At 71.7% G+C, this 2,653-nt stretch carries 4 protein-coding genes; all 4 read right to left on the bottom strand.

What is annotated here, in order from left to right:
• On the bottom strand, positions 1-511 hold a 511-nt coding region (cobC, locus tag PHC73_RS13700; RefSeq protein WP_300129371.1), incomplete at its 3' end, for an alpha-ribazole phosphatase family protein.
• A gap of 11 nt (positions 512-522) precedes the next feature.
• On the bottom strand, positions 523-1,329 hold the full coding sequence (locus tag PHC73_RS13695) for an adenosylcobinamide-GDP ribazoletransferase (protein WP_300129370.1): 807 nt from the start codon (positions 1,327-1,329) through the stop codon (positions 523-525).
• A gap of 10 nt (positions 1,330-1,339) precedes the next feature.
• Positions 1,340-2,386 carry a nicotinate-nucleotide--dimethylbenzimidazole phosphoribosyltransferase gene (gene cobT / locus PHC73_RS13690; protein ID WP_300129368.1) on the bottom strand — a complete coding sequence of 349 codons (1,047 nt, stop codon included), beginning with the start codon at positions 2,384-2,386 and terminating at the stop codon, positions 1,340-1,342.
• Between the two features lie 61 nt (positions 2,387-2,447).
• Positions 2,448-2,653, bottom strand: a 206-nt coding sequence (locus tag PHC73_RS13685; RefSeq protein ID WP_300129366.1) for a bifunctional adenosylcobinamide kinase/adenosylcobinamide-phosphate guanylyltransferase, incomplete at its 5' end; no start/stop codon positions are given.

Here is a 2,653-nt window from a genome sequence, read left to right as displayed (position 1 = left end):
CGTCCAGCCGCGTCACCTGCCCGCAGCCGAAGTCCAGCCCCAGCCAGCGCTCGGGCGGCAGGCCGAGCAGGTGGCCGGCGATGGCGCGCAGCGGGCCGCCGTGGGCGACGATCACCACCGGCTCGTCGGGGGCGGAAAGCTGCAGGTCGCTGAGCCAGTGCAGCACGCGGGTCGTCATCTCGCGCGCGGATTCGCCACCCGGTGCGCGGAAGCCGAGCGGGTCGGCGGCCCAGTCGTCGATGGCGGTGCCGATGGCGCTGAACGTGCGCCCTTCCCATTCGCCGAAGTGGATCTCCTTCAGGCGCGCGTCCAGTCGTGGGGTGCCGAGTTCCTCGGCCAGCAGCCGGGCGCGCATCAGCGGGCTGGCGTGCAGCGCGAAGCGGCCGGGCAGCAGCGGGCGCAGGCGGGTTGCGACCTCGGCGGCGGATTCGGCCAGGCCGATGTCGTGCTGGCCGTAGCAGATGCCCGGCTCGATTGCCGGTCGCGGGTGGCGGATGAGGTGCAGTTCCATGGCGGGGCGTCCTATGCGGCGGCCAAGGCAGCGAGGCGCGGGGCGGCGAGCAGGCCGAGGTAGGCGGCGAGTTCGGCCAGTTGCTGGGTCGCGCCGAGCAGGTCGCCGGTGTAGCCGCCCAGCCGGCGCACGAAGAGGCGGGCGGCCCAGACGGTGACGGCGACCACGGCGACCAGTGCGCCCAGCGCCTCCGCGGGTGCAAGCAGGGCCAGCGGCAGCAGGCCGCAGGTGCCGGCGATGGCGAGCTCCATCGGCGTCAGGCGGCGGGCGAGCTGCCTGGACTTGGCGCTGTCGTCCTGGCGCACGTAGGGCAGCAGGTGGATGAGGCTGGTCGCCGCCAGGCGTGACAGCGGGTGGGCGACGAGCAGCGCGGCGGCGACGCCGGCCGCGGTGCCCTGCGGGGCAGTCGCGCCGAGACGGGTGAGTTCGATCAGTGCCGCCGCCTTCGCCATCAGCATCAGCACCATGCCGATGGTGCCGTAGCTGCCGATGCGCGAGTCCTTCATGATCGCCAGCACCTGCGCCTTGTCCCAGCCGCCGCCGAGGCCGTCGCAGCTGTCGGCGAAGCCGTCCTCGTGGAAGGCGCCGGTGAGGCGGATCGTCACCGCCATCGACAGGATCACCGCCAGCGAGGCCGGCAGGACCAGCGCGAACACCGCGTAGCTGGCCGCGCCGACGGCCCCCACCACCCAGCCGACCAGCGGAAAGAAGCGCGCTGCGTGGTTCAGCCGCTCGGGCGACCACGGCACCCAGGCCGGCACTGGCAGGCGGGTGAAGAAGCCGAGCGCGGTGAAGAACAGTTCGAGCTGGTAGCGCATGTCGCGTGCGTCAGCCCTGATCGCTGACGCCGGCCGACTCGAAGCTCGCCATTTCGTTGAGGAAGCTCACGGCCGCCTGCACCAGCGGCCAGGCCAGCGCGGCGCCGGTGCCTTCGCCCAGCCGCAGGTCCAGCGACATCAACGGTTCGGCCAGCAGATGGTCGAGCTGGACGCGGTGGCCGGGTTCCTGCGAACGATGGGCGAACACGCAGTAGGGCAGCACGTTCGGGTCGATGGCGTGCGCGACCAGCAGTGCCGAGGTGACGATGAAACCGTCGATCAGGACCAGCATCCTGCGTTCGGCGGCGCCGAGCATGGCACCGGCCATCATCGCGATCTCGAAGCCGCCGTATTCGGCCAGCACCGCCAGCGGATCGGCCGGCCGGTCGCCGCGCTCCAGCGCCTGCTTGAGCAGGGCGCGCTTGTGGATGAGGCCGGCGTCGTCCAGCCCGGTGCCGCGGCCGGTCACGGTGTAGAGGTCGGCGCCGCGCTCGGCGCCGACCAGACAGTGCGTCAGCAGCGAGGCCGATGCGGTGTTGCCGATGCCCATCTCGCCGAAGCCGACGCAGTTGCAGCCGTTGTCCGCCAGCGCATGCGCGATCTCGCGCCCGCGTTGCAGGGCTGCATCGCGTTGTTCGGCGCTCATCGCCGCTTCTTCGATGTAGTTTGCCGTGCCCGGTGCGATCTTGGCGTCGATGAGGCCAGGGCGCTTGCCGAAGTCGTGATTGACCCCCGCGTCGACGACCGTCAGCCCCAGCCCCATCTGCCGGCTGAAGACGTTGATTGCCGCGCCGCCGGCCAGGAAGTTCTCCACCATCTGCCAGGTCACGTCCTGCGGATAGGCGGACACGCCTGCGCGTGCCGCGCCGTGGTCACCGGCGAAGACGACGATGTGCGGCTGGCGCAGTTCGGGCGTCAGCGTCTGCTGCACGAGGCCGATCTGCAGCGCCAGCGGCTCGAGCCGGCCGAGCGCACCGAGCGGCTTGGTCTTGCGGTCGATCTTGTGCCGAAGCTCAGTGGCAATCGTCTGGTCGGGCGGGGTGATGGCGTAGTCCATGGGGCGAGACTCCCGGGAAGTCGGTGTCGGGGCCGCCGCGGCGGCCGGATAGGGGGCGAGTTTAGTCCTGCTTCAGCACCAGCGGCAGGCCGGCGGCGACGAACACTACGCGCGGACACAGCGCGGCGACCGCCTGGTTAAGCCGGCCGGCCTCGTCGCGGAACAGGCGGCCGAGCGGGTGCTCCGGCACCAGGCCGAGGCCGACTTCATTGGCGACCAGGATGATGCGGCCGGGCAGTTGCGGCAGGGTCGCAAGCAGGGCGTCGC

The sequence above is a fragment of the Immundisolibacter sp. genome (assembly GCF_028696615.1).
Lineage (GTDB): Bacteria > Pseudomonadota > Gammaproteobacteria > Immundisolibacterales > Immundisolibacteraceae > Immundisolibacter.
The sequence above is the reverse complement of the archived record's forward strand: the minus strand, read 5'-3'. Positions and strand labels throughout refer to the sequence as shown.